This is a genomic window from Streptomyces sp. NBC_01296 (assembly GCF_035984415.1).
Classification (GTDB): Bacteria; Actinomycetota; Actinomycetes; order Streptomycetales; family Streptomycetaceae; genus Streptomyces.
In genome coordinates, this window is record NZ_CP130720.1 from 2,960,385 (window position 1) to 2,986,511 (window position 26,127).

A 26,127-nucleotide genomic window follows, 5' to 3' on the forward strand; every position below is an offset into this window, starting at 1 on the left:
CTGCTACTCGGAGACGCCCAGGCGCTCCAGGATGAGCTCCTTGACGCGGGCCGCGTCGGCCTGGCCGCGGGTGGTCTTCATGACCGCGCCGACCAGGGCGCCGACGGCCGCGATCTTGCCGCCGCGGATCTTGTCCGCGATGGCCGCGTTGCCCGCGATGGCCTCGTCCACGGCCGCGCCGAGCGCGCCCTCGTCCGAGACGACCTTCAGGCCGCGCTTCTCGACGACCTCGTCGGGGGTGCCCTCGCCGGCGAGGACGCCCTCGAGGACCTGGCGGGCCAGCTTGTCGTTCAGCTCGCCGGCCGCGACCAGGGACGCGACGCGCGCGACCTGGGCCGGGGTGATCGGCAGCTCGTCGACGACGACGCCCTGCTCGTTGGCGTTGCGGGCCAGCTCGCCCATCCACCACTTGCGGGCGGCCGTCGAGTCGGCGCCGGCCTCGATGGTGGCGACGATGGAGTCCACCGCGCCCGCGTTGAGGATGGACTGCATGTCGTGCTCGTTCACGCCCCACTCCTCGCGGAGCCGGTTGCGGCGCACGCGCGGCATCTCGGGCAGGCCGCCGCGCAGCTCCTCGACCCAGTCGCGGGCCGGGGCGACGGGGACCAGGTCGGGCTCCGGGAAGTACCGGTAGTCCTCGGCGTTGTCCTTGATGCGGCCGGCGGTGGTGGAGCCGTCCTCCTCGTGGAAGTGCCGGGTCTCCTGCACGATCGTGCCGCCGGACGAGAGCACCGCCGCGTGGCGCTGGATCTCGAAGCGGGCCGCGCGCTCGACGGAGCGCAGCGAGTTGACGTTCTTCGTCTCGCTGCGGGTGCCGAACTCGGACTCGGGGGTCGGGCGCAGCGACAGGTTCACGTCGCAGCGCATCTGGCCCTTGTCCATCCGGGCCTCGGACACGCCGAGCGCCTTGATGACCTCGCGCAGCTCGGCGACGTACGCCTTGGCGACCTCGGGGGCCCGCTCGCCCGCGCCCTCGATCGGCTTGGTGACGATCTCGATGAGCGGGATGCCGGCGCGGTTGTAGTCCAGCAGGGAGTGGGACGCGCCGTGGATACGGCCGGTGGCGCCGCCGACGTGCAGCGACTTGCCGGTGTCCTCCTCCATGTGGGCGCGCTCGATCTCCACGCGGAAGATCTCGCCGTCCTCCAGCTGGACGTCGAGGAAGCCGTTGAAGGCGATCGGCTCGTCGTACTGGGAGGTCTGGAAGTTCTTCGGCATGTCCGGATAGAAGTAGTTCTTCCGGGCGAAGCGGCACCACTCGGCGATCTCGCAGTTCAGCGCGAGGCCGATCTTGATGGCCGACTCGATGCCGATCGCGTTGACGACGGGCAGCGAGCCGGGCAGACCGAGGCAGGTGGGGCAGGTCTGCGAGTTGGGCTCGGCGCCCAGCTCGGTCGAGCAGCCGCAGAACATCTTGGTCTTGGTGCCGAGCTCGACATGGACCTCGAGGCCCATGACGGGGTCGTACGACGCGAGGGCGTCCTCGTACGACAGCAGTTCGGTGACGGTCACAGTGAAACTTCCCTCTCAGCCCAGCAGGACGTCGTCGTCGCCGAGGCGCTTCAGCTCGCGGTACAGGATCGCGAGGCCGGTGACGATGGCGGCGGCGGACACAACGGCGTCGACCAGCTTCAGCGTGTCGTGCTCGGAGCGGGCCTTCTTGGCCTGCTTGATCACGCTGAAGGCACCGAACGCGGTGGTGCCGATCGACAGGTACGTACCGGACTTGGACTTCTTGAAGCCCTTGGCCTTGGACAGTGCGCTACCACTCACAGCGACGGTGCCTCCTCAAGCAGCGGGTGACCCCAGCGCTCGACGAAGGCTGCCTCCACGGCGGCGCCGACCTTGTACAGCCGGTCGTCCTTCATCGCCGGGGCGATGATCTGCAGCCCGACCGGCAGGCCGTCCTCCGGCGCCAGGCCGCACGGGAGCGACATGGCGGAGTTGCCGGCCAGGTTGGTCGGGATGGTGCACAGGTCCGCGAGGTACATCGCCAGCGGGTCGTCGGTGCGCTCACCGATCGCGAAGGCGGTGGTCGGGGTCGTCGGGGAGACGATCACGTCGACCTGCTCGAAGGACTTCTCGAAGTCCTTGGTGATGAGCGTGCGGACCTTCTGGGCGGAGCCGTAGTACGCGTCGTAGTAGCCGGAGCTCAGCGCGTACGTACCGAGGATGATGCGGCGCTTGACCTCGTCGCCGAAGCCGGCTTCGCGGGTGAGCGCGGTGACGTCCTCGGCGGACTTGGTGCCGTCGTCGCCGACGCGCAGGCCGTAGCGCATGGCGTCGAAGCGGGCCAGGTTCGAGGAGCACTCGGACGGCGCGATGAGGTAGTACGCGGCCATCGCGAGGTCGAAGGAAGGGCAGTCCAGCTCGACGATCTCGGCGCCCAGCTCCTTGAGGAGCTCGACGGACTCGTTGAAGCGCTGGACGACGCCGGCCTGGTAGCCCTCGCCGGCGAACTGCTTGACGACACCGACGCGCATGCCGGCGACGGAGCCGTTGCGGGCCGCCTCGACGACCGGCGGGACCGGGGCGTCGATGGAGGTGGAGTCCAGCGGGTCGTGGCCGGCGATGACCTCGTGGAGGAGCGCCGCGTCCAGGACCGTACGGGCGCAGGGCCCGCCCTGGTCGAGGGAGGAGGAGAAGGCGACCATGCCGTAGCGGGAGACCCCGCCGTACGTGGGCTTCACGCCGACCGTGCCCGTGACGGCGGCGGGCTGGCGGATGGAGCCGCCGGTGTCCGTGCCGATCGCGAGGGGGGCCTGGAAGGCGGCCAGCGCGGCCGCGGAGCCGCCGCCGGAGCCGCCGGGGATGCGGGTGAGGTCCCAGGGGTTGCCGGTGGGCCCGTACGCGCTGTTCTCGGTGGAGGACCCCATGGCGAACTCGTCCATGTTGGTCTTGCCGAGGATGACGACGTCGGCTTCCTTGAGCTTGCGCGTCAGGGTGGCGTCGTACGGCGGGATCCAGCCTTCGAGGATCTTCGAACCGACGGTGGTCGGGACCCCGACGGTGGTGAAGATGTCCTTGAGGGCGAGCGGCACGCCGGCCAGCGGGCCGAGCTTCTCGCCGCGCTCGCGCTTGGCGTCGACGGCGCGCGCCTGGGCCAGGGCGCCCTCGCGGTCGACGTGCAGGAAGGCGTGGACCTTCTCGTCGGTCGCGTCGATGCGGGCCAGGTGGGCCTCGGTGACCTCGACGGCCGTGAGCTCGCCGGAGGCGATCTTCTCGGCGGTCGCGGCGGCCGTGAGCTTGATGATCTGGTCAGTCATGGTTGTTAGTCCTCCCCCAGGATCTGCGGCACCTTGAAACGCTGCTGCTCCTGGGCGGGAGCGCCGGAAAGCGCCTGCTCGGGGGTGAGCGACGGTCGGACCTCGTCCGCGCGCATGACGTTCGTCAGCGGCAGCGGGTGGGAGGTCGGCGGGACGTCTTGGTCGGCGACCTCGGAAACGCGGGCGACCGCGCCGATGATGTCGTCGAGCTGTCCGGCGAAGTGGTCCAGCTCTTCGGCCTTGAGCTCCAGACGTGCCAGCCGAGCGAGGTGGGCAACCTCCTCGCGCGTGATGCCAGGCATGCAGCGATCCTCTGGGGGTGGTGAGTGTGTAGTTTCGTGCCCAATCCTATGGGGCGGGGCCCCGGACCCACGAAACCGTTTCCCACCAGGGGTCCCTGCGGGCCCGGCGCCGGCTGCCGCATCGGCTACTGGGCCGGGGTTTCCGCGCGGGTCGGGGAGGCCGAGAGTTCCGCCGTGATGTCCGCCGGACGGCGCCAGCCGCGTTCGCCTCGGGCCAGGAGCCAGGCCGTGGCCTCCTGCGGGGGCATGGCGGCCGCGACCAGCCAGCCCTGGACGGCGTCGCAGCCCAGGTCGCGCAGGCGTTCCCAGGTCTCGTCGTCCTCCACGCCCTCGGCGACGACGAGCAGGCCCAGCGAGTGCGCCAGGTCCACCGTGCAGCGCACGATCTCCGCGTCCTGCGCGTCCACGGCGAGCCGCGCCACGAACGAGCGGTCGATCTTCAGCTCGCTGACCGGCAGCCGCCGCAGGTGCACCAGGGAGGAGTAGCCCGTGCCGAAGTCGTCGAGCGACATCTTCACGCCGTGGCCCGTCAGGCCCGCCATGGTGTCGGCCGCCCGCTGCGGGTCCTCCAGCAGCACGTGTTCCGTTATTTCCAGCTGGAGCCCGCTGGCCGGGACCCCGTGCCGGGCCAGCCGGGCCGCGACCGCGCCCGCGAAGCCGGGCGTGTGGACGTCGCGCGGCGAGACGTTGACGGCGACCGGGACCTTCAGGCCCTGCGCCCGCCAGCGCGCCACCTGGGCGAGGGCCGTCTCGAGGACGTACTCGGTGAGGTGGGGCATGAGCCCCGAGGTCTCGGCGATCGCGATGAACTCGTCCGGCGAGACCCGGCCCCGCTCCGGATGCACCCAGCGCACCAGGGCTTCGAGCCCAGCCACGTGGCCGTCGAAGCGGACCTTGGGCTGGTAGTGGAGTTCCACTTCACCGGCGTCGAGGGCCCGCCGCAGATCGCCGAGGAGGCCGAGGCGGTCGGGGGTGTTGCTGTCCCGCTTGGACTCGTACACTTCCACGCCGGTACGGTCCCGCTTCGCCTGGTACATCGCGACGTCGGCGCGGCGCAGCAGCCCCTCCGCGTCGAGCGCGTGGTCGGGGAACACGGCGAGGCCGGCGCTGGCCTCCAGGACGAGGGTCAGGCCGTCCAGGTCGAGGGGCGAGCTGAGCTCGGCGACGAGGTGGCGGGCGACCCGCTGGGCGCTGGTGGTGGAATCGGCGACGGGCAGGAGCACGGCGAACTCGTCGCCGCCGAGGCGGGCGGCCTCGGCGTCCTCGGGCAGGGCCTGGCGGAGCCGGTCGGCGATCTGGAGGAGCAGCCGGTCGCCGGCGAGGTGGCCCAGCGTGTCGTTGACCGCGCGGAACCGGTCCAGGTCGATCAACACAAGAGCTGACCGGGTGCCCAAACGTTCAGCCTCGTCCAGAGCGGACCACGCCCGCTCCAGGAGCCACTGCCGGTTCGGCAGCCCGGTCAGCGGATCGCGCAGCTGCTCCTCGGCGCGCGCCCGGGCGATCCACAAGGTGGAGTCGAGGGCGATCAGCGGTACGGCGAACAGCGGCAGGAGCACCGGCTGCGTCACGGCGACCACGCAGATCAGCGGGGCGATGCCGAGCAGGGCGACGGCTACTAACGCCTGCCGGAGCAGGGCCGTGCGGGCGACGGTGGGCAGGGCGCCGCCGCGCGGGGTCAGCGCCATCCACAGCAGCACCTTGGTGACCAGCAGGTAGGCGAGGGCCACCAGGACGATCTCGGGGACCGCCTCCAGCCCCCAGGTGGTGGGCCGCCACGGGGTCTCGACGGTCGGCGCCTCGCCGAACGCGGTGAGCACGAGGGCCCCCGCGCCGATGCCGAGGATGTCGGTGGCGCCGTGCAGCAGCCCTTGCCGCCAGCGGTGCCGGCGGGCCGCCCCGACCAGGGACACCACCGCGAGCGAGACGAGTCCCGCGGGCACCCAGCCGTACAGGAGGAGCACGCCGAGGGTGAGGGCCGCGCCCGACCCGGTGCCGCCCCACCAGCGGTCGCGGCCCAGCGCGACCAGGTGGCCGACGATGATGCCGGTCAGCAGGGCGAGCGCCCACCCGACCGGGCCGCCGGGGAACAGGGCATGACGGTCGCTCAGCGCGGAGACGATGCCGGCCGCGAGGACCACGGCGGACAGGCCCACGACGATGAAGGGCAGCACGGTGCGCTGCGCCGCTCCGCCCGATCCCGTGCCGGTGTCGAGCGGGTGGGTGTCCGGCGTCCTGGAACCCAGGAAACCGAGCCGGCCCGTCCGCATGGACGGGATCTCCCCGCCGACATCAGGTGACGGGTCGGCGCTTTCGGTGGGTTTCATGCCCGTCCCTCTCACAGCCGGCAATGCCGATGCCACGCGATGGCCCCGATGTCATGCCATCACGGCTGGAATCGCATCACGCAGCCGTGCACGACAGGCGCACCCCTCAACAGTAGGACGCGAGAGGCTCCCAGGGGCAGCGGTCGGCGGCGGTTGCCCGAATGCGACCCAGCCATCCTCATCAGTACGGTATCCGCCGAACGGGTGAGTTTGGACCAGGACCCTCAGGTCACCCATCCGATGATCCGACAGGTCACCGCCCTGCGAACAGCCCTGTACCAGCCTTTTACCACCGGGCGTTGCGCCCGGCGTGCGCCCGCCCGTACGGCCGCACACCACGCATCCGTTCGCGCGGGCCACTTTCCCCGTTCGCGTCCCGCCGTGTCGTTCAGGGGGTGTTACTCCGCTGCGGCGGCGCCGTCCACCGGGAGGGCGGCCTCGCGCGCCGCGTCGGGGCCCTGTTCGAGGAGCACCGCGAAGCCCGCGTCGTCGAGGACGGCCAGCTTCAGCTGCATCGCCTTGTCGTACTTGGAGCCCGGGTTCTCACCGACCACGACGAAGGAGGTCTTCTTCGAGACGGAGCCGGTCACCTTGGCGCCGCGGCTCTGCAGGGCCTCCTTCGCGCCGTCCCGCGTATGGCTCTGCAGGGTGCCGGTGACGACGACGGTCAGGCCCTCCAGCGGGCGCGGGCCCTCCTCCTCGCCGGAACCCTCCTCCTCCATCCGGACCCCGGCCTCCCGCCACTTGCGCAGGATCTCCTGGTGCCAGTCCTCGGCGAACCACTCCTTCACCGAGGCCGCGATGATCGCGCCCACGCCGTCGGTCGAGGCCAGCTCCTCCTCGGTCGCCTGCTCGATCCGCTCGATCGAGCGGAACTCGCGGGCCAGCGCCGCGGCCGCGACCGGGCCGACGTGGCGGATCGAGAGGCCGTTGATGACGCGGGCCAGCGGCTGGGCCTTGGCCGCCTCGATGTTCGCCAGCATGGCCCGCGTGTTGGCCTTGGCCTCGCCCTCCTTGTTCGCGAAGAAGGTGACGATCTTCGGCTCGCCGGTCTTCGGGTCGATCTTGGGCTGACCCGAGTCCTGGTCGCGCACGTACGAGGTGATCGGGAGCAGCTGCTCCAGGGTGAGGTCGAAGAGGTCGCCCTCGTTCGCCATCGGGGGGACCGAGGGCTCCAGCGGCTGGGTGAGCGCGGCCGAGGCCACGTACCCGAAGTTCTTGACGTCCAGGCAGGCACGGCCGACCAGGTAGAAGAGCCGCTCGCGCAACTGCGCGGGGCAGGTGCGGGCGTTGGGGCAGCGGAGGTCGATGTCGCCCTCCTTCATCGGCCGCAGCGCCGTCCCGCACTCGGGGCACTCGGCCGGCATGACGAACTCCCGCTCGGTGCCGTCGCGCAGGTCCACCACGGGGCCGAGGATCTCGGGGATGACGTCGCCGGCCTTGCGCAGGACGACGGTGTCCCCGATGAGCACACCCTTGGCCTTGACGACCTCCTGGTTGTGCAGGGTCGCGAACTCGACCTCCGAGCCGGCCACCGTCACCGGCTCCACCTGCGCGTACGGGGTCACCCGGCCGGTGCGGCCGACGCCGACCTTGATGTCCACCAGCTTGGTGTTGACCTCTTCGGGGGCGTACTTCCAGGCGATCGCCCAGCGCGGGGCGCGGGCCGTGGAGCCCAGGCGGCCCTGGAGCGGGATCTCGTCGAGCTTGACGACGACGCCGTCGATCTCGTGCTCCACCGAGTGCCGGTTCTCGCCGAAGTACGCGATGAACTCGCGGACCTCCGCCAGCGAGGACACCGCCTTGTTGTGCCGGGCGGTGGGCAGGCCCCACTCGCTGAGCAGCTCGTACGCGTGGCTCAGCTTGTCGATGTCGAAGCCCTGGCGCGCGCCGATGCCGTGCACCACCATGTGCAGCGGGCGGGTCGCGGTGACCTTCGGGTCCTTCTGGCGCAGCGATCCGGCCGCCGCATTGCGCGGGTTGGCGAAGGGCTTGTCGCCGGCCTCGACGAGCCTCGCGTTGAGCTCCTCGAACTTCTCCATCGGGAAGAAGACCTCGCCGCGGATCTCGACGAGCTCGGGGATCCGGTCGCCCTTGAGGCGGTCCGGGATGTCCGCGATGGTGCGGACGTTGGGGGTGATGTCCTCGCCGGTGCGGCCGTCGCCGCGGGTGGCGGCCCGGGTGAGGCGGCCCTTCTCGTAGGTGAGGTTGACGGCGAGGCCGTCCACCTTGAGCTCGCACAGGTAGTGGAAATCGGGAGTGTTGACGTCCCGGGCCACCCGCTCGGCCCAGGCCGCCAACTCCTCGTCGTCGAAGGCGTTGTCGAGGGAGAGCATGCGCTCCCGGTGCTCGACGGACGCGAAGTCCGTCTCGTACGCCCCGGCCACCTTCTGGGTCGGCGAATCGGGCGTACGCAGCTCCGGGTACTGCTCCTCCAGTGCCTCCAGCGAGCGCAGCAGCTTGTCGAACTCGGCGTCGCTGACGACCGGCTGGTCGTTCACGTAGTACCGGAAGCGGTGCTCCTCGACCTGCTCGGCCAGCAGCGCGTGCTGCTCGCGCACCGCCGCCGGTGCGGCCGTGCCGTCGCCGGCCTGCTTCTGTTCGGCTGCCATGCCGTGTCCTCCCGTGGCCCGTCTGTTTCCGTCACTCAGGGTTGTCGGCGAGCGACCTCGCCGCCCTGACGCAATGCGCCTGCACGGCGCGGGCGTACGCGGGCGAGGCGCCCGCCAGACCGCACGACGGGGTGACCACGACGGACTCCGCCAGAGTCCCCGGGGCCAGCCCCAGCCTGCGCCAAAGCTTCCTGACACCCATGACGCTACCGGCAGGGTCCGACAACGGGGCGTCGGTGCCCGGCACCACTCCGGCGAAGAGTTTCGTACCGCTTTCGACGGCCTCGCCGATGGCGTCGTCCTCGCGCTCGGTGAGCAAGGAGAAATCGAACGACACGCCCGTGGCGCCGGCCCGGCGGAGCAGCCCGAAGGGCACCTCGGGGGCGCAGGAGTGGACGACGACCTCCCCGTCGTGGACGGCGAACAGCTCGCGCAGGGTGCCCTCGACGACCTGCCGGTCGACGGCCCGGTAGGTGCGGTACTTGCTCGCGGACCGTACGCGCCCCAGCAGCACCGCGGTCAGTGACGGCTCGTCGAGCTGGAGCACGACCTGGGCGCCGGGGATGCGCCGTCGGACGTCGGCCAGGTGGTCGCGCAGGCCCTCCGCGAGCGATCCGGCCAGATCGCGGCAGGCGCCGGGGTCCTGGAGCACGGCCTCGCCGCCGTGCAGTTCGAGGGCGGTGGCCAGCGTCCACGGCCCGACGGCCTGGACCTTGAGCTTGCCCGTGTACCCCTGGGTGAACTCCTCGAGCGCGTCCAGGTCCTCGCCCAGCCAGGAGCGGGCCCGCTTCGAATCCCGTCCCGGGCGGTCGCTGATCCGCCAGCCGCTGGGCTCGACGTGGGCGTACATGTCGACGAGCAGTCCGAGGGACCGGCCGATCATGTCCGCGCCGGGCCCGCGGGCGGGCAGCTCGGCCAGGTACGGGAATTCCTCGAAGGACCCGGTGACGGTCTTGGCGGCCTCGCGGGCGTCGCCGCCGGGGAGGGATCCGACGCCGGTGGCGCTCGCGGTCATCGGCCGGGCCTGACGCTCAGGTCGTTGACCTCGGCGTCGCGCGGCAGGTCCACGGCCATCAGGATCGTGGTGGCCACGGACTCGGGGTCGATCCACTGGGCGGGGTCGTACTCCTTGCCCTCCTGGGAGTGGACCTTGGCCTGCATCGCGGTCGCGGTCCGGCCGGGGTAGACGGAGGTGACCCGGATGCCGTTCTGCTTCTCCTCGGCGCGCAGCGAGTCGGCGAGCGCCTTGAGCCCGTGCTTGGAGGCGGCGTACGCGCTCCAGTCGGCGTGGGCGGCGAGGCCGGCGCCGGAGTTCACGAAGACCACGGTGGCGCGGGAGGCGCGCAGGGTGGGCAGCAGCAGCCGGGTGACCTCGGCGGGGGCGATCAGGTTCACGTTGAGCTGCTGGTGCCAGGTCTTGGGGCGCAGCTCGCCGACGGGGCCGAGGTCGACGATCCCGGCGATGTGCAGGAGGGAGTCGATCCGCTCGGGGACGGGCTGCTTGGAGAAGGCCCAGGACAGCCGGTCGGGGTCGGCGAGGTCCCCGACGAGGGCGCGGGAGCCGGGGAAGCGCTCGACGAGCTGCTTGCCGCGGGCGGCGTCGCGGGCGAGCAGGACGAGGTCGTCGCCGCGTGCGTGCAGCCGTGCGGCGACGGCGGCGCCGATGCCTGCCCCGGCACCGGTGATCAGGTGAGTAGCCATACGCCCCATGCTCGCACCCCCGGCGCGCTGCCCCGGGCCCCGGTCACCGGCCCCCCGCCGCTCGGTAGGCCGCCTCGACGGCGCCGCGGGCGGCGGCCGCCTGGGCCGCCGTGACGGGCGGCAGGTACGCGTGCCCGACCAGCGCACTCGGGGCCGCCGCCACGACCGCCGCCCGCAGGTCCCGGGGCCCGGCCCAGTACTGCAGTGCGTCGCCGCGTACGTCGGCCAGCGCGGCTGCACGGTCCGGCGCGGGCGGGGTGAATCGGCCGCGCGCGGCCCGGACGTGCTCGCTCCAGCGGTCCTCCCAGAACTCCACGGTCCAGCCGGTCCAGTCGGCGGCCGCCCGCTCCGCCCGGGCCTGGGCGCCGAGCAGCCACCAGCCGACGCTGCGGCGTGCGGGGTCGATGTGCAGTCCCGCGCCGGCGGGGGACGTGTACGCGGTGTGGCGGGGGGCGTCCCCGAGCCGGCGCAGGAGGTCGGGGCCCTCGGTGAGGGGGTGGTCCGCACAGAGGTCGAGCACATGGCAGCGGTCGGCGCCGATGGTGACCACGGCCGTCATCGGCTCGGCCTCTCCCAGTTCCTCGTCCTCGGGGCCGAGCGTGAACAGGGGGTACGAGGTTCCCGTGGTGCTGTGGTCGTCGGCCGGGTCCAGGCCGAGCCGGGTCCGCAGGCCGGTCTGGCCCTCGTAGGCCCAGCGCACCTGCCAGTCCGGCCAGGCATGGCGCAGCAGGGTGAGGGCCGCGCTGCGCGTGCGCATCGCGGCCGACGACCCCTCCTGGACGAAGAGGAGCAGCTCGCGGCGCTCGGGGTCGACCAGGACTCCGGCCTCGACCGAGTCGTCGGAGCGGCGGAAGGCCTCGTCACGGGCGATGTGGGTGCGCAGCAGGGGCAGCAGGACGTCCGGGCCGGCCAGGAGGTGGAGGTCCAGGCTGTGCGCGCCCCAGGAGTCGTAGGCGCCCTGGTGGCCGTCGGGGCCCGCGAGGACGTGGACGGCGGGGTGGCTCATCGCAGACCCGCTTCGTCGCGCAGGCGGGCCGCCGTCTTCGCGGCGTCGTAGCCGGGCGGGACGCCGTCCACCAGGATGACCTCGCCCGGGATGTGCCGGGTGCGGAGCGGGATCAGGGCCTGGTAGGCCGGGCAGGCGTACCAGGCGCGGGCCCGCTCGATGTCGGGGAAGGCGAGGACCACCACGGTCCCGGGGAAGGGGCCTTCCATGACCTCGACCTGCGCCCCGTGGACGAGGAAGCTGCCCCCGAAGGGGTCCATCGTCGACTGGATCTCCTCGATGTAGTGGAGGATCTCCTCGTTCATGGTCTCGGGCCGGATGTGGGCGATGGCGTACGCGGTCATGGCCGTGACCTCCGCGGTCTCAAGTGGCGTGGCGGATCGATCTGTTGATCTGATCCTGCCAAGCCGGGGAGGCGGAGGCCATGACCTCCGGGGTCATGCCGCCGCGGTCGCCGGGCTGCTGGGCCGGAAGGTCCGGCGGTAGGCGATCGGCGAGATGCCGAGGGCGGTCCGCATGTGCTGGCGCAGCGAGTTGGCGGAGCCGAAGCCCGCCCGGTGCGCGACCAGGTCGACCGGCAGGTCGCTGGACTCCAGCAACTGGCGGGCGACTTCGAGGCGTTGGACGGTGAGCCACTGCACCGGGGTCATGCCGACCTCGTCGCGGAACCGCCGGGTGAAGGTGCGCAGGCTCATCCGGGAGTGGGCGGCCAGCTCGGCCAGCGTGACCGGCTCGGCGAGCCGCTCCAGGGCCCAGGCGCGGGTGGCGGTGGTGGTGGCGACGGTGGGTTCCGGGACGGGCCGGTCGATGTACTGGGCCTGCCCGCCGTCGCGCCACGGCGGTACGACGCACAGCCGCGCGGCGCGGTTGGCGGCGGCGGTGCCGTGGTCGGCGCGGATCAGGTAGAGGCAGAGGTCGATGCCCGCGGCCACCCCGGCCGAGGTGAGGATGTCGCCGTCGTCGACGAAGAGCACGTCCTCGTCGAGCAGGACGCGCGGGAAGGCCCGCTGGAACTCCGGCGCGTGCGCCCAGTGCGTGGTGGCGCGCCGCCCGTCGAGCAGCCCGGCGGCGGCGAGCACCTCGGAGCCGGTGCAGATGGACACGGTCCGGGTGCCGGGCCGGATGGCGGCGAGGGCGTCGGCGAGGGCCGGCGGCAGGGGCTCGCCGCGCAGCAGCCCGGGCATGGCGTGGGTGGGCGGGACGATCACGGTGTCGGCCGCGGCGAGGGCCTCGGGGCCGGCCGTGACGCCGATGGTGAAGCCCGCGTCGCTGGTCACGGGCAGGCCGTCGGCGGTGCAGACGGTGACCTCGTACAGGACCCCGCCGTCCTCCGCGCGGGCGTTGCCGAAGACCCGGGACGGCATGCCGAGCTCGAACGGGGCGACGCCTTCGAGGGCGAGTACGGCGATTCGATGCAAAGCGGGCATGGCCAGATCCTGTCACATGGTGGCCGTACGGCCAACACCGTGCGGACCCGATGGCGGCCAAGCTGGATGCATCGGCCGGGGAAACCGGTTCGGAAAGCCATGAAGGAGACAGTTATGCGCGCCGTCGTCGTCAGCCAGTGGGGCGGACCCGAGGTCCTGACCGAGGTCGAGGCCGAGCGGCCCGAGCCCGGTCTGAACGAGATCCTGGTACGGGTCCACGCGGCCGGGGTGAACCCGGTGGACTGGAAGACCCGGGCCAGCGGCGGTCTGATCGGCTGGGGCGAGGTCCCGATGGTCGGCTGGGACGTGTCGGGCACCGTCGAGGCGGTCGGGCCGGGCGTGACGCTGTACCGGGCGGGCGACGAGGTGTACGGGATGCCGCACTTCCCGCGGCAGGCCGGCGGCTACGCCGAGTACGTGGTCGCCCCCACCCGGCACTTCGCCCGCAAGCCCGCCGCACTGGACCACGTGCAGGCGGCCGCGCTGCCGCTGGCGGCGCTGACCGCCTGGCAGGCGCTGGTGGACACGGCCGGGGTCTCGGCCGGGCAGCGGGTGCTGGTCCACGCGGCGGCCGGCGGGGTCGGCCACCTGGCGGTGCAGATCGCCAAGGCGCGCGGCGCTTACGTGATCGGCACGGCGAGCGCGGGCAAGCACGAGCTGCTGCGCGAGCTGGGCGCCGACGAGGTGCTCGACTACCGCACCACGGACTTCGAGGACGCCGTCTCCGATGTGGACATCGTGATCGACGCGGTCGGCGGGGACTACGGGCAGCGCTCGCTCAAGGTGCTCAAGCCCGGCGGGCACCTGGTGACCCTGCCCGGCCCGGACGGCCTTCCGGCCGACCCGCAGGGTGTGCACGCCTCCTGGGTCCTGGTGGAGCCGGACCTGAAGGGTCTGGAGGAGATCGCCGCCCTCGCGGACCAGGGCCTGCTCAAGCCCCTGATCGACACGGTGCTGCCGCTGGAGCAGGCCGCGAAGGCGCACGAGATCGGCGAGCAGGGCCGGACCACCGGGAAGATCGTCCTGACGGTCGTCTAGACGGCCCGGGCCCTCACACGGACGCGGCCGCGGACGCGGCCCGGGTGGTCGTCGCGATGGTGGCGGAGCCGACCACGCGGGTGCCGTCGTAGAGCACGATCGCCTGGCCGGGGGCCACACCGCGGACCGGCTCCGCGAAGCGCACCTGCAGCTCGCCGTCCACGAGCTCGGCGAAGACCTCGGTCTCGCCGCCGTGGGCGCGCAGCTGCGCGGTGTACGTACCCGGGGCCGCGGCCGTGGAGCCGCACCAGCGGGGGCGGATCGCGGTCAGGGCGCTGACGTCGAGGGCCTCGACGGGGCCGACGGTGACGGTGTTGTTCACCGGCGAGATGTCGAGGACGTAGCGCGGCTTGCCGTCGGGGGCGGGGTGGCCGATCCGCAGGCCCTTGCGCTGGCCGATGGTGAAGCCGAAGGCGCCGTCGTGGGTGCCGACCTTCTCGCCGGTCGCCTCGTCGACGATGTCTCCCTCGGCCTTGCCGAGGCGGTTCGCGAGGAAGCCCTGGGTGTCGCCGTCGGCGATGAAGCAGATGTCGTGGCTGTCGGGCTTCTTCGCGACGGCCAGACCGCGCTCCTCCGCCTCCGCCCGGATCTCTTCCTTCGTCGTCAGGGTGTCGCCGAGCGGGAACAGCGCGTGCGCGAGCTGTTTCTCGTCGAGGACGCCGAGGACGTACGACTGGTCCTTGGCCATGTCGGAGGCCCGGTGCAGTTCGCGGGAGCCGTCCTCGTTCAGGACGACGGTGGCGTAGTGGCCGGTGCAGACGGCGTCGAAGCCGAGGGCGAGGGCCTTGTCGAGCAGGGCGGCGAACTTGATCTTCTCGTTGCAGCGCAGGCAGGGGTTCGGGGTGCGCCCGGCCTCGTACTCGGAGATGAAGTCCTCGACGACGTCCTCGCGGAAGCGCTCGGCCAGGTCCCAGACGTAGAACGGGATGCCGATGACGTCGGCGGCGCGGCGGGCGTCGCGGGAGTCCTCGATGGTGCAGCAGCCGCGGGCGCCCGTCCGGAAGGACTGCGGGTTCGCGGAGAGCGCGAGGTGGACGCCGGTCACGTCGTGCCCGGCTTCGACCGCGCGGGCGGCTGCAACGGCGGAGTCCACGCCGCCGGACATGGCGGCCAGGACGCGAAGGGGGCGATCGGTGCGCGGCAGGTTCTGAGTCATAGCACCGTCCAGAGTACGGGGGAACCGCCCGGCGTCACAGCGCGTTATCGGTGACAGGGGGTGGATCACATGGGGAGCAAGGTCGAAGCCGCGCCGAAGGCCGCGCCGCGCAGGACCCGCCGGGCGGTGCTGTTCGGGGGGCTCGGGGTCTTCACGGTGGCGGCGATCGCCGGGCAGGACGAGCTGCGGCGCGCCTGGTGGCTGCTGCCGGGCGTGGGCAAGCCCCGCAAGGAGGGTGAGGTGGACCACGTGGGCGTGGGCTGGACGTCTGCCTCGCCGGCGAACTGGCGGATGGCGGACCGGCCCGAGGACTACCGGGTGGACCGGATCGTGGTGCATGTCACGCAGGGCAGCTTCGCGTCCTCGGTGGACGCCTTCAAGAACCCGTTCCACCAGGCGTCGGCGCACTACATAGTCGGCCAGGACGGCCGCATCGAGCAGATGGTGCGCGAGATGGATGTCGCCTTCCACTCGGGCAACCGCTCCATGAACGAGCGCAGCGTGGGCATCGAGCACGAGGGCTTCGTGGACCGGCCGCAGGACTTCACGGAGGCGATGTACGCGGCCTCGGCCCGGCTGGCCGCCGACCTGTGCCGCCGGTACGGCATACCGGTGGACCGTACGCACCTACTGGCCCACTCCGAGGTCCCGGGCACCGACCACACGGACCCGGGCCCCCACTGGGACTGGGACCGGTACCTGGGCCTGGTCCGCTCGGAGCTCGCGGCGGCCCCCGCCGCGGGCTGACGCGCTGCCGAGCTGCCGAGCTGCCGACTAGCTGAGGCCTGCCGTACGGGCGCGCTCGACGGCCGGGCCGATGGCGGCGGCGACGGCCGCGACGTCCTCCTTGGTGGAGGTGTGGCCGAGGGAGAAGCGCAGGGTGCCGCGGGCCAGCTGCGGATCCGTACCGGTGGCCAGCAGGACGTGGCTGGGCTGTGCCACGCCGGCGGTGCAGGCGGAGCCGGTGGAGCACTCGATGCCCTGGGCGTCCAGCAGGAGCAGCAGGGAGTCGCCCTCGCAGCCGGGGAAGCTGAAGTGCGCGTTGGCCGGGAGCCGGTCGTCCGGGTCCCCGCCGAGGACGGCGTCGGGCACCTCCCGGAGCACGGCGGCGACCAGTTCGTCGCGCAGTGCGCCGATCTCGGCGGCGAACCGCTCGCGCCGCTCGGCGGCGATCACGGCGGCCACCGCGAAGGCGGCGACGGCAGGCACGTCGAGGGTCCCGGAGCGCACGTGCCGCTCCTGTCCGCCGCCGTGCAGGACGGGTACGGGGCTCTGGTCGCGGCCGAGCAGCAGCGCGCCGATGCCGTACGGGCCGCCGACCTTGTGGCCGCTGACGGTCATCGCGGCGAGGCCGCTGTCGCCGAAGCGGACGTCGAGCTGGCCGAAGGCCTGGACGGCGTCCGAGTGCAGGGGGATCGCGAACTCACGGGCCACGGCGGCCAGTTCGCGGACCGGCATGACGGTGCCGATCTCGTTGTTGGCCCACATGACAGTGGCCAGGGCCACGTCGTCGGGGTTGCGCGCGACGGCTTCGCGCAGGGCCTCGGGGTGCACGCGGCCGTAGCGGTCGACGGGGAGGTACTCGACCTGGGCGCCCTCGTGCTCACCGAGCCAGTGGACGGCGTCGAGGACGGCGTGGTGCTCGACGGGGCTGGCGAGCACCCGGGTCCGGGCGGGGTCCTGGTCCCGGCGGGCCCAGTAGAGGCCCTTGACGGCGAGGTTGTCGGCTTCCGTGCCGCCCGCGGTGAAGACCACCTCGCTCGGGCGGGCGCCGAGTGCCTCGGCGAGGGCCTCGCGGGCCTCCTCGACGGTACGGCGGGCGCGGCGGCCGGCGGCGTGCAGGGAGGACGCGTTACCCGTGGCGGCGAACTGCGCGGTCATCGCCGCAGCGGCCTCCGGGAGCATCGGAGTGGTGGCGGCGTGGTCGAGGTAGGCCATGATCCCCCGATTCTACGAGTCCGCTCCACGGGGCCCGACCCCGCGGGGCCCAGCCCTCCCGCCGGGCCGCATCCGGGCAGCCGCCGGCCGGCCCGGACGGGCCCCGACGGGCCTTGCCCGGACCCCGCTCGGGCCCTTGCCCCCGATCGGCCGTTCCCCAAACCCCGCCGGAGCCGCATCCGGCCCGGCCCGGCCGGAACTCCCCGCTCCCCGAGGGGTCAGCGGGGGGCGCGGGCCAGTTGGCGGGACTGGGCCACCAGGCGGTCCGCGGAGTCCCAGACCTCGGCGTCCTCCTCCAGGAAGCCCCCGGCCAGGTTCCGGGTCGTGATGGAGATCCGCAGCGGGCCCGGGGCCGGGCGGTGGCGGATGTGGGTGGTGAGCTCGATGGTCGGGCTCCAGCCCATCAGGCCCAGGTCGAAGCAGGTCGGCGGCAGCGCGTCCACCGCGAGCAGCATCGAGAGCGGGTCCGCGTCGCGGCCGTCGGCCAGCTCGAACCAGGCCCGCATCTCGCCCTTCCCCGACGGTGCGCCGAGCGCCCAGCCCGCCGTCGCCGGGTCCAGCCGCAGCCGCAGCCGGTCCACGATCGCGTTGCTGCCGGGGATCGGGGCCGGGCCGGCCTCCGGGCCGAGGCAGTCGGCGTAGGGCGGGAGCACCGGCGGGAGCGCCGTGGTGCGGACGTCGTCGGGGAGGGAGGCGAGGTCGCCGTACGAGGCGACGACCCGGATCCGCTCGATCTCGGCGCCGCTCTCGTCGTACTGGAAGAGGGAGGCCTGGCCGGTGGAGAGGGTGCGTCCCACCCGGACGACCTCGGTGCGGATCACCGCGGGGCCGGGGACCGACGAGGTCAGGTAGTGCGCGGAGACGGTGAAGGGGTCCGGGTGCGGCAGGGCCGCCGACAGCGCCCGGCCGACCAGGGCCAGCAGATAGCCGCCGTTGACGGCGGTGATGATCGTCCATCCGGCGGACAGCTCCGCGTCGTACACGCCGGGCTCGCCCGCGCGGGCGGTGACGGTGGTGTCGCGGTCGAACTCGCTGTTGCCGATGGTTGCCTGGGCCGCTGCGTATGCCATGAATTCGACACTACAACGCGAAGCTACTAAGCGGTAGCTTTCCTTTGCTACATGCTGATTACGGCTCTTCGGCCACCGAGGAGCGGCGGTTCCAGGCCAGCGGGGCCCGCCAGTGGTAGGTCATGGCGAGGAGCCGGAGCACGAAGGTGGTGACGATCGCGAGGGCGGTGGTCATGGCGCCCAGCACGCCGAAGCCGATGAACACGGCCACCATCGAGGCGCCGACCATGGCGGGGACGGCGTACATCTCGCGGTCGCGCAGCAGCGACGGCACCTCGTTGACGAGTACGTCGCGCAGCACGCCCCCGCCGACGGCGGTGGCCACGCCCAGCGCGGCGGACGCGGTGAGTCCGAGGCCGAACTCGTACGCCTTGGTCGTGCCCGTCACGCAGAACAGGGCGAGGCCGGCGGCGTCGAAGACGTTGATGGCGCGGTTGATCCGCTGCACCTCGGGGTGCAGGAAGAAGACGAGGCCGGCGGCGATGAGCGGCGTGACGAAGAAGCTGAGCTCGCCGAAGGCGGCCGGCGGGACGGCGCCGATGACGAGGTCGCGGAAGAGGCCGCCGCCGAGGGCGGTGACCAGCGCGAGGACGCAGATGCCGAACACGTCGAAGTTCTTGCGTACGGCGAGCAGGGCGCCTGCGGTGGCGAAGACGAAGATGCCGGCGAGGTCCAGGGCATGCTGGATCCCGGGCGGGAAGAGATCGTGGAGCACCGCCCCATTGTGCCGTTCGCCTGGCCGTCTGTTCGACGGGCCGGGTCCGCCGCCCCGGCCGGATGCCCGCCACCCCGGCCGGGCACCCCGCGGCCGGGCGCGGACAAGCCGGTGTCCCGGGCTCCGACCGCTACGCGGAACCCGGGACACCGGACGAGAGGGGCCCGGTTACTCCGAGACCGTCACCACCGCTTCCGCCGCGCCCGGCAGGGCCGGGTCGCCCGGTGCCTGGTCGGGGGCGTTCTCCGGGTGGTGGCAGGCCACCTGGTGGCCCGTGGCCAGGGCCAGCATGGGCGGCTCCTGCGTCGTGCAGATCTGCGTGGCCTTCCAGCACCGCGTGTGGAAGCGGCAGCCGGAGGGGGGCGAGATCGGCGAGGGCACGTCGCCCTTGAGCAGGATGCGCCCGCTCTTCACGCCGCGCCGACGCGGGTCCGGCACCGGCACGGCCGACAGCAGCGCCTTGGTGTAGGGGTGCATCGGGTTCTCGTACAGCGACTTGCGGTCGGTGAGCTCCACGATCTTGCCGAGGTACATCACCGCGATGCGGTCGGACACGTGCCGGATGACCGACAGGTCGTGCGCGATGATCACGTACGTGAGGCCGAGCTCCTCCTGGAGGTCGTCCAGCAGGTTGACCACCTGGGCCTGGATCGACACGTCCAGCGCCGAGACCGGCTCGTCGGCGACGACCAGCTTCGGCTTCAGGGCCAGCGCGCGGGCGATGCCGATGCGCTGGCGCTGACCGCCCGAGAACTCGTGCGGGTAGCGGTTGTAGTGCTCCGGGTTGAGGCCCACCAGGGACAGCAGGCGCTGCACCTCCGCCTTCAGGCCGCCCTCCGGCTGCACGCCCTGCAGCTTGAACGGGGCGCTGACGATCGTGCCGACCGTGTGCCGCGGGTTCAGCGAGCCGTACGGGTCCTGGAAGATCATCTGCACGTCGCGGCGCATCGGACGCATCGCGGAGACCCCGAGGTGCGTGATGTCGCGCCCCTCGAACTCGACCGTGCCGCCCGTGGGCTCCAGCAGGCGCGTGATCAGGCGGCCCATCGTCGACTTGCCGCAGCCGGACTCGCCGACCACGCCCAGCGTCTCACCGCGCCGGACGTCGAAGTCGATGCCGTCCACGGCCTTGACGGCCCCGACCTGCCGGCGCAGCAGCCCCTTGCTGATGGGGAAGTGCTTGACCAGGCCGGTCACCTTCAGCAGCGGTTCCGCCTCGGAAGCCTGCGGCGCGTCCGTCTTCTTCATGTCGCTCACAGCTTCGGCGCAATCTCTTCGGTCCAGATCCGGGTCCGCTCCTCCTGCGACATGTGGCAGGCGGACCAGTGCCGGCTGTCGTCCTCGGTGAGCTCGGGCCGCTGGGTGCGGGTGATGCCGCCCTTGGGGATGTCGGCGTACGGGCAGCGCGGGTTGAAGGCGCAGCCGCTCGGGATGTTGATGAGGCTGGGCGGCGAGCCCTTGACCGGGATCAGGCGTTCGGTCTGCTCGCGGTCGATGCGCGGCATGGAGCCGAGCAGGCCCCAGGTGTAGGGGTGGCGCGGTTCGTAGAACACCTTCTCGGCGGTGCCGCGCTCGATGCACCGGCCGCCGTACATCACGAGGATCTCGTCGGCCATCTCGGCGACCACGCCGAGGTCGTGCGTGATCATGATGACCGCGGAGCCGAACTCCTTCTGCAGGTCGCGGATCAGGTCGAGGATCTGCGCCTGGACGGTGACGTCCAGGGCGGTGGTCGGCTCGTCCGCGATGAGCAGTTCGGGGTTGTTGACCAGCGCCATCGCGATCATCGCGCGCTGGCGCATACCGCCGGAGAACTCGTGCGGGTACGCGTCCACGCGCCGGTGGGGCTCGGGGATGCCGACCCGGTCGAGCATCTCGACCGCGCGGGTGCGGGCCGTCTTCTTGTCGACGTTCTGGTGGGTCCGGTACGCCTCGATGATCTGCTTGCCGACCGAGTAGTACGGGTGCATCGCGGACAGCGGGTCCTGGAAGACCATCGCCATCTTGCGGCCGCGCAGCTTGCGCACGTGGTCCGCGTCGGCGCGTACGAGGTCCTCGCCGTCGAGCACGACCTGGCCGGAGATGTCCGGGCGGCTGCGGGCGCTGCCGGTGCGGTGCAGGCCCATGATGGCCAGCGAGGTCACCGACTTGCCGGAGCCGGACTCGCCGACGATGCCGAGCGTCTTGCCGCGCTCGAGGTCGAAGGAGAGCCCGTCGACGGACTTGACCAGGCCGTCGTCGGTCGGGAAGTGCACTTTGAGGTCGCGTACGGAGAGGAACGCGGCGTCCTTCGGCGGGCCTGCCTGCTCGGGGACGAACGCGGGCCCGCCGGAGGTGCTTTCGCCGGAGGCGGTGGTGGGGTTCTCGGTCACGTCAGCCTCACGCGCGGGTCGATGACGGCGTACAGCAGGTCCACGATCAGGTTCGCCATCACCACGAAGAGCGCGGCGAGCAGGGTGACGCCCATGATCACGGGCAGGTCGCCCTGGCCGATGGCGGCCACGGCCGCCGTCCCCAGACCCTGGAAGTTGAAGGTCGTCTCGGTGAGCACCGCGCCGCCGAGGAGTCCGCCGAGGTCCAGGCCGAACATCGTGACGATCGGGGTGAGCGTGGAGCGCAGGGCGTGCTTGCGGATGACCACGCCCTCCTTGAGTCCCTTGGCGCGGGCGGTGCGGATGTAGTCCTCGCCGAGGACCTCGAGCATCGTGGCGCGGGTGATGCGGGCGTAGGTGGCGGCGAAGAGGAAGGCCAGGGTGATCCAGGGCAGGATCAGGGAGTTGAGCCAGGCCACCGGATCCTCGGTGAACGGTTTGTAGTTGGACACGTCCAGCCAGCCGAGGCTGTAGACGAAGATCGCGGGGGCCACCATGCCGGTGAAGAAGATCGGCAGGGAGACGCCGGCGAGCGCGCCGACCATCACGGTGCGGTCGATGGCCGTCCGGCGTTTGAGCGCCGAGATGACACCGGTCGCCACACCGGCGATCACCCAGATGACCGCTGCGCCGAGGGCGAGCGAGAGGGTGACCGGCATGCGGTCGACCATGGTCTCCCAGACGGGCGCCTCGGTCTTGAAGGAGTAGCCGAAGCAGGGGGCGGCGCAGTGGGTGACATCCGTGCCGCCGTCGTAGTCGCGGCCGACGAAGATGCCCTTGACGAAGGTCAGGTACTGCTCGGAGATGGGCTTGTCGAAGCCCATCTTCACGCGGATGCCCGCCAGGGCGGTCTCGTTGGTCTCGCGGCCGGCGTACATCAGGGCCGGATCGCTGCCTGTGATCTTGGGGACCGCGAAGAAGATGCCGAAGGTGACCACGGAGACCACCAGCAGCGTGGCGACGACGTTGAACATTCGCCGTATGAGGTAGACGAGCACTGCAGTCGGCCGCCCGGGGCGGGCGGCTGCCGTCCCTTGTGGGAACGGCAGCCGCCGCCTGCGGCCTTCACCTGCCCTTCGGACTAGCGCATGTGCGGTGAAGGCACTTGCCTGTTGTTACGTGACGACTCGACCACTCGGCTACTTGGCGGCGATGCCGACCGTGGCCAGGTCGATCTTGCCCATGGAGTCGTTGAAGTAGACGTTCGTCAGACGCGGGTTGTGGTAGACGAAGGCCTTGTCGAAGTTGATCGGGAGGTAGAGAGCCTTCTCCATGACCTTCTTGTTGATGTCCGTGTAGAACGGAGCAGCAGCTTCCGGAGTCGCGGCGGCCGCGGCCGTCTTGAACAGCTGGTTGATCTCCGGGTCGTTGATCATCGTGAAGTTGTTGTTGCCGTTGGGCTGGATGAACGATCCGTCGACGAGCGGCTGCAGGAAGCCCGAGCCGGAGTTGTAGTCGGCGCCCCAGCCCATCACGATGATGCCGTAGTTCTTCTTCTTCACGTTCTCGGGCGAACCGATCACGGAGGAGGAGAGCTTGCCGTCGTACTGGTCGATGGTGACCTTGATGCCGACCTTGGCGAGCGACGCCTGCAGGGACTCGGCGGTCTTCACCTCGGGGGCGCGGTTGTTGCGCACCGCGATGGTGGTCTCGAACCCGTCCGGCTTGCCACAGGCCTTGAGGGCCTCCTTGGCCTTGGCCTCCTGCGGCTCGCCCTTGGTCAGGTTGAAGGGGTCGTAGCTCTTGTCGGCACCGGGGATGCCGGGCGGCAGCATGTTCGCGCCGAGGTCACCGCTGGTCGGGCCGCCGCGGGCGGTCTGCAGGGACTTCGGGTCGGCCGCGTAGATGACGGCCTTGCGGCACTCGACGTTGTCGAACGGCGCGACCGTGGTCGGGAAGGCGAAGTAGCGGATGTAGCCCGTGAACGGGTTGTCCGCGTTCTGCTTCAGCTTCTCGTCCTTGAGGACCTTGTTCTTGCCGGCCTGCTGCATGCCCGTGCCGTCGATGGCGAGGTCGATGTCGCCCGACAGCAGACGCGCGTCCATGTCGTCCGGGTTGGTGGTCACCGTGAACGAGACCTTGTCCGGCAGACCCTTGCGGATCGTGTCGGTCTTCGGGTCCCAGTTCTCGTTGCGGACGAAGGTCGCGCCCTTGCTCGCGGTGAAGCTCTCGACCTTGTACGGGCCGGTGGAGATCGGCTTGTTGGTGTACGTGGCGCCCGTGTCCTTGGCCGCCGGGACCGGCGAGGAGGACGGCATGGCCAGCAGGTAGCTGAAGTCGGAGTTGGCGCTCGCCAGGTTGAAGACGATCGTCTTGTCGTCCGGCGTCTCGACGGACTTCAGACCCATCTTGTTGGCGTCGGTGTCCTTGTAGGGGCCGGGGTACTTCTGGCCCTGGTCGAGGATGTCGATCAGGTAGGTGGGACCACCGGACAGCACGTCCTGCGCGAAGACGCGCTCGATGCCGTACTTGAAGTCCTTCGAGGTGATCGGCGTACCGTCCTCGAACTTCACGCCGTCCTTGATCTTGAGGGTGTACGTCTTGCCCTCGTTGCTCAGGACCGGCAGGGCCTCGGCGAGGTCCGGGACGAGCTTGCTGCCGTCCTTGCCCGGCTTGCTGTCGTACGCGAGCAGCTGGCGCACGTAGAGGCGCTGGATGTCCCACACGAAGCCGTAGTAGGCACGCGCCGGGTCGAGGTAGTCGACGTCCTGCGGCGACCAGAGCTTGAGCTCACCGCCCTTGGCGTCCGAGGGGTTCACCATGGCGGTGGTGGCGGCGTTGAACCCGGCACCACCTGCGCCCTTGCCCTCGGTCTTCTTGCCGTCGCTGCCACCGCACGCGGCGGTCAGGGACAGGGCGGCGATCACGGCGGTGATCGCGAATGCCTGCTTTCTGCGGATCACGTTGGTCCAACCTCCATTGGTGGGTGAATCGATGAAGCGGTTCAGCTGCCCTTGGGGTCGAGTGCGTCACGCAGCCCGTCCCCGAAGAGGTTGAACGCCAGGACGGTGATGAAGATCGTGATACCCGGGACCACCATGTACGCGGGGTCGTCCTGGTAGATGGGGATGGCGTCGGAGAGCATCTTTCCCCAGGAGGCGGTGGGCGGCTTGACGCCGGCACCGAGGAAGCTGAGGGCCGCCTCCGTCAGGATGTTGGTCGGGATGAGCAGCGTCGAGTAGACGAGGATCGGTGCGACCAGGTTGGGCAGCAGCTCCTTGATCAGGATGTAGCCGCGGCCGGCGCCGAGGCTGCGGGCGGCCTCGACGTACTCGCGCTCCCGCAGGGAGATCGTCTGGCCCCGGACGATACGGCCGATGTACGGCCAGCCGAAGAAGCCGATGACGACGATCAGTACGCCCATCCGGACGCCCGAACCCTCGAACCCCCAGAGGGAGTTGGGGACCACGGAGACCAGGGCGATGGTGAACAGCAGCTGCGGGAAGGCGAGCAGCAGGTCCATCAGGCGGCTGATGAGGCCGTCGACCCAGCCGCCGAGGAACCCGGCGAGCGCGCCGAGCAGGCTGCCTATGGTGACCGACACGAAGGCCGACAGGAAGGCGACGACCAGGGAGATGCGGGCGCCGTAGACGATCCGGCTGAACACGTCGCGGCCGTTGGTGGGTTCGACGCCGAGCAGGTAGTCGGAGCTCATCCCGCCGAAGGAGCCGAGCGGCGTGCCCAGGTCCGGGTCGATCAAGTCTTCGTGGAACTCGTTGGGCGGGTGGCCCAGCAGGCTCGCGATCTGCGGTGCGAAGACCGCCACCAGGATCAGGAAGATCACGACCACGCCGCCGGTCAGCGCGACCTTGTCGCGCTTGAGCCGCATCCAGGCGATGCGGCCGGGCGAGCGGCCTTCGATGGCCTTGGCAGGGACGTCGGCTACGGACACGGGTGCGGCTGTTTCCGCGCTCGTGTCATGCAGTGGTGCCGTCATCGTGGTGGGGACCCCTCTCGGCCGACGGGTTGCCGGCCCATGCCCGCCGCTGTGGCGGCGTTGGTGCGGAGTGGCGCTCGGAGTGCGTGGTGACACGCAGGACGCGTGCTGAGGTGCAAGAACTGCAGGAAGTGCGGGACGGAGCCGCAAGCGAAATGCATATGCCAAACCTGACTTCGCAGGACTGACCGGCTCTTGGGTGGGGAGTCTTCATCGGCGCTGTGAGCAGCCGCCAGACCCGCAGATGAATGGATGCGCAACCGTGATGTGAGGGTCGAGTTCCCGTTATCCGGACTTCGCTCTCACCTGAGCGGATCAAGACCGTCCGTTCGGTACGCAATCGGACATGGCGCGCAACTCGCGGTAGGACCATGCCTTTTGGACCCACAACAGGGATGAAATCCGGACAAGCCGAAGGCCGCAGGGAACGGTGGTTCCCTGCGGCCTTCGGTCGGTTCGATACGGATGTCTCAGTGGCCGGGCAGACCCGGACGCGGACGGTGCTTCGGGGTCAGTACGCGGGGGCCTGGCCCTCGCGGTCGTAGAAGGGGCGGCTCTGGGCGCGCAGCCACATCGCGACGGGATCGTGCTCGTCCGCCAGCGCCACCGTGCACACCGGCACGCCCTCGGGGACCGCGCCGACCGACTGGCGCATCATCTCCCGTACGGATTCCAGCGCGGGCGCGGAGGCGTCGTACAGGTCGAGCCCGACCGCGAGGTACGGCGAGCCCAGCGAAGGCTGCACCCAGGCGCGGCGCAGCGAGCGGACGGCGGGGGTGCGGTGCGCGTGCTGGGTCAGCAGCCCGTAGAACTGCGGGAGCTCCAGGGCGGGCTCGGACAGCCGCAGCGGGCCGGCCGGCATCCGGTCGAGGCCCGTGGCGATGCGGCGCAGGTCGGCCCAGGGGATGCCGAGGCCGCCGCCCTGGGCGTGCGGGTTGAGCCACAGGCCCCAGCGGTCCGGGTAGAGGGCGCGGGCGATGTCCCGGCCGGTGACCACCTCGTAGCCCCGGTTCCAGCCACTGGCGGCCAGCTCCTGGGGGGAGGTCACGCACGGCGCGTACCCGAGGCCCTCGACCTCCATGCCGCCGTACTGGGCGTCCGGGGAGCCCGGCCGGCCCTGCCAGAGCAGCATCCACAGGCGGCCCTCGGCGAGGGCGTGCAGAAGCGACTCATAGCTCTCGTAGCGCCCGGGAGTCACCTGGCGCATCATGTGCTCGAGCTGCCCGGCCGCGGCCGTGCCTGACGCACTCACCCGGTACTCCT

23 protein-coding genes are annotated in these 26,127 nt (G+C 71.4%); 2 read left to right on the forward strand and 21 right to left on the reverse strand.

The window, feature by feature from the left end; all coding sequences use genetic code 11:
- Window positions 1-3: 3 nt before the first annotated feature.
- The 11 genes from gatB to OG299_RS13120 form a co-directional block, all read right to left on the reverse strand.
- Entirely contained in the window at window positions 4-1,512 is a 1,509-nt protein-coding gene (gatB, locus tag OG299_RS13070) for an Asp-tRNA(Asn)/Glu-tRNA(Gln) amidotransferase subunit GatB (RefSeq protein ID WP_266625179.1), read from the reverse strand.
- Between the two features lie 15 nt (window positions 1,513-1,527).
- Complete coding sequence (locus OG299_RS13075) at window positions 1,528-1,773, reverse strand: hypothetical protein (protein WP_266625181.1); 246 nt, start codon at window positions 1,771-1,773, stop codon at window positions 1,528-1,530.
- Window positions 1,770-3,266, reverse strand: coding sequence for an Asp-tRNA(Asn)/Glu-tRNA(Gln) amidotransferase subunit GatA (gatA, locus tag OG299_RS13080; protein ID WP_266625183.1), 1,497 nt, complete (start codon window positions 3,264-3,266; stop codon window positions 1,770-1,772). Before gatA ends, OG299_RS13075 begins: the two co-directional genes overlap by 4 nt.
- Before the next feature lie 5 nt (window positions 3,267-3,271).
- A complete protein-coding gene (gene gatC / locus OG299_RS13085) occupies window positions 3,272-3,568 on the reverse strand; it encodes an Asp-tRNA(Asn)/Glu-tRNA(Gln) amidotransferase subunit GatC (RefSeq protein WP_010984178.1) in 297 nt (98 codons plus the stop codon).
- A gap of 125 nt (window positions 3,569-3,693) precedes the next feature.
- A complete protein-coding gene (locus OG299_RS13090) occupies window positions 3,694-5,736 on the reverse strand; it encodes a putative bifunctional diguanylate cyclase/phosphodiesterase (RefSeq protein WP_405706247.1) in 2,043 nt (680 codons plus the stop codon).
- Window positions 5,737-6,290: 554 nt separating this feature from the next.
- Window positions 6,291-8,504: an NAD-dependent DNA ligase LigA gene (gene ligA, locus OG299_RS13095; protein WP_266625200.1), complete on the reverse strand. Its 2,214-nt coding sequence runs from the start codon at window positions 8,502-8,504 to the stop codon at window positions 6,291-6,293.
- Window positions 8,505-8,535: 31 nt separating this feature from the next.
- Complete coding sequence (locus tag OG299_RS13100) at window positions 8,536-9,519, reverse strand: methionine synthase (RefSeq protein ID WP_266625202.1); 984 nt, start codon at window positions 9,517-9,519, stop codon at window positions 8,536-8,538.
- Window positions 9,516-10,205 (reverse strand): SDR family oxidoreductase, encoded by a 690-nt coding sequence (locus tag OG299_RS13105; RefSeq protein WP_327361582.1) that lies wholly within the window; start codon window positions 10,203-10,205, stop codon window positions 9,516-9,518. Before OG299_RS13105 ends, OG299_RS13100 begins: the two co-directional genes overlap by 4 nt.
- A gap of 43 nt (window positions 10,206-10,248) precedes the next feature.
- Complete coding sequence (locus OG299_RS13110) at window positions 10,249-11,211, reverse strand: hypothetical protein (protein ID WP_327361583.1); 963 nt, start codon at window positions 11,209-11,211, stop codon at window positions 10,249-10,251.
- Window positions 11,208-11,555: a DUF1330 domain-containing protein gene (locus tag OG299_RS13115; RefSeq protein ID WP_266625208.1), complete on the reverse strand. Its 348-nt coding sequence runs from the start codon at window positions 11,553-11,555 to the stop codon at window positions 11,208-11,210. Before OG299_RS13115 ends, OG299_RS13110 begins: the two co-directional genes overlap by 4 nt.
- A 93-nt stretch (window positions 11,556-11,648) precedes the next feature.
- Window positions 11,649-12,638, reverse strand: coding sequence for a GlxA family transcriptional regulator (locus tag OG299_RS13120; protein ID WP_266625210.1), 990 nt, complete (start codon window positions 12,636-12,638; stop codon window positions 11,649-11,651).
- Between the two features lie 114 nt (window positions 12,639-12,752).
- Between OG299_RS13120 and OG299_RS13125 the strand changes: the two genes are divergently transcribed.
- Entirely contained in the window at window positions 12,753-13,676 is a 924-nt protein-coding gene (locus tag OG299_RS13125) for an NADP-dependent oxidoreductase (protein ID WP_266625212.1), read from the forward strand.
- Window positions 13,677-13,689: 13 nt separating this feature from the next.
- On the opposite strand, the gene mnmA is transcribed toward OG299_RS13125, so the two are convergent.
- On the reverse strand, window positions 13,690-14,832 hold the full coding sequence (gene mnmA / locus OG299_RS13130; protein WP_266625214.1) for a tRNA 2-thiouridine(34) synthase MnmA: 1,143 nt from the start codon (window positions 14,830-14,832) through the stop codon (window positions 13,690-13,692).
- Between the two features lie 69 nt (window positions 14,833-14,901).
- Here mnmA and OG299_RS13135 point away from each other — a divergent pair, with 69 nt between their 5' ends.
- Window positions 14,902-15,579, forward strand: coding sequence for an N-acetylmuramoyl-L-alanine amidase (locus OG299_RS13135; protein WP_327361584.1), 678 nt, complete (start codon window positions 14,902-14,904; stop codon window positions 15,577-15,579).
- Window positions 15,580-15,606: 27 nt separating this feature from the next.
- On the opposite strand, the gene OG299_RS13140 is transcribed toward OG299_RS13135, so the two are convergent.
- The 9 genes from OG299_RS13140 to OG299_RS13180 all read right to left on the reverse strand — a co-directional run bounded on the left by OG299_RS13140 (window position 15,607) and on the right by OG299_RS13180 (window position 26,116).
- Window positions 15,607-16,770, reverse strand: coding sequence for a cysteine desulfurase family protein (locus OG299_RS13140; RefSeq protein ID WP_327361585.1), 1,164 nt, complete (start codon window positions 16,768-16,770; stop codon window positions 15,607-15,609).
- Between the two features lie 218 nt (window positions 16,771-16,988).
- Window positions 16,989-17,840 carry a thioesterase family protein gene (locus OG299_RS13145; protein ID WP_327361586.1) on the reverse strand — a complete coding sequence of 284 codons (852 nt, stop codon included), beginning with the start codon at window positions 17,838-17,840 and terminating at the stop codon, window positions 16,989-16,991.
- Window positions 17,841-17,898: 58 nt separating this feature from the next.
- A complete protein-coding gene (locus OG299_RS13150; RefSeq protein WP_327361587.1) occupies window positions 17,899-18,555 on the reverse strand; it encodes a trimeric intracellular cation channel family protein in 657 nt (218 codons plus the stop codon).
- A 168-nt stretch (window positions 18,556-18,723) separates the two neighbouring features.
- Window positions 18,724-19,803: an ABC transporter ATP-binding protein gene (locus tag OG299_RS13155; RefSeq protein WP_266625222.1), complete on the reverse strand. Its 1,080-nt coding sequence runs from the start codon at window positions 19,801-19,803 to the stop codon at window positions 18,724-18,726.
- Window positions 19,804-19,808: 5 nt separating this feature from the next.
- A complete protein-coding gene (locus OG299_RS13160) occupies window positions 19,809-20,927 on the reverse strand; it encodes an ABC transporter ATP-binding protein (protein ID WP_266625223.1) in 1,119 nt (372 codons plus the stop codon).
- Window positions 20,924-21,925, reverse strand: a complete 1,002-nt coding sequence (locus tag OG299_RS13165) for an ABC transporter permease (protein WP_266625225.1) — start codon at window positions 21,923-21,925, stop codon at window positions 20,924-20,926. The genes OG299_RS13160 and OG299_RS13165 overlap by 4 nt, the downstream gene beginning before the upstream one ends.
- Before the next feature lie 141 nt (window positions 21,926-22,066).
- Window positions 22,067-23,830, reverse strand: a complete 1,764-nt coding sequence (locus OG299_RS13170; RefSeq protein ID WP_266625226.1) for an ABC transporter substrate-binding protein — start codon at window positions 23,828-23,830, stop codon at window positions 22,067-22,069.
- Window positions 23,831-23,871: 41 nt separating this feature from the next.
- Window positions 23,872-24,864, reverse strand: coding sequence for an ABC transporter permease (locus OG299_RS13175; RefSeq protein ID WP_266625228.1), 993 nt, complete (start codon window positions 24,862-24,864; stop codon window positions 23,872-23,874).
- Between the two features lie 511 nt (window positions 24,865-25,375).
- Window positions 25,376-26,116, reverse strand: a complete 741-nt coding sequence (locus tag OG299_RS13180; RefSeq protein ID WP_266625230.1) for an enhanced serine sensitivity protein SseB C-terminal domain-containing protein — start codon at window positions 26,114-26,116, stop codon at window positions 25,376-25,378.
- Window positions 26,117-26,127: the final 11 nt, after the last annotated feature.